Origin of the sequence: Paraburkholderia sp. RL17-373-BIF-A, from assembly GCF_046030175.1 — a bacterium.
In the GTDB taxonomy this organism is placed as follows: Bacteria; Pseudomonadota; Gammaproteobacteria; order Burkholderiales; family Burkholderiaceae; genus Paraburkholderia.
In genome coordinates this window covers 1-628 of record NZ_JARESO010000373.1, presented here as the reverse complement: position 1 = coordinate 628, position 628 = coordinate 1, and the positions used below count along the sequence as shown (strand labels likewise).

At 56.5% G+C, this 628-nt stretch carries 1 pseudogene; it reads left to right on the top strand.

Annotated features, from left to right (window positions below):
* Nucleotides 1-507: pseudogene (locus P0D80_RS50930) on the top strand (hypothetical protein); the annotation flags it as partial.
* Nucleotides 508-628 lie beyond the last annotated feature (121 nt).

Here is a 628-nt window from a genome sequence, read left to right as displayed (position 1 = left end):
AAGAGGGGGGGGGGTCGGAGTTCTCCGACAGTTACCACGGGGCGCCTTCGTCTTTCTTTGCGTCGACACCGATATGCGAATGGCATTCCAGAGGCAATCAATGTTCGCGACGAACCTGAAAGGCCGATCGAGGTTCAGTTAAACGGATTAATCGCGAAGTTGCGGCTCTTGGTGATTGGTGCCGATGCCAGAGCAGAGCGATCTCGCGTCGAGGAAATTAAGCAGGCGCAACAACGCAAGGAAGGGGAGCGCCGAGCACGCGAGCGGGAAGCTGAGCGTGCAAAAGAAGAAATGGTGCGGAAAGAGAAGTTTTTTGCTGAGGTGGATTTGTGGGATCGCGTCGACAGGCGACGGCAGTATCTTGATCGGATGGAGAGGTCGGCGCACGAGCGCGGCGCGGATTTAGCAGAAGGGTCGCCCTTGCGAGAATGGATAAATTGGGCTCGTGCAGTGTGCGACTCGGATGATCCTCTCGACGCGAGGCTGAAAGATTTCGATCGTTTGTGATTGCGGACGAAGATGCCGATCGCTTCGTCTTCAGTTCGTCATCCGAGCCGATCGCGCGAACCCAGTGCACACAGCCCTTTTCAGGCTGGGCGTTGACTTGGGCGCAACACCGTACATACAT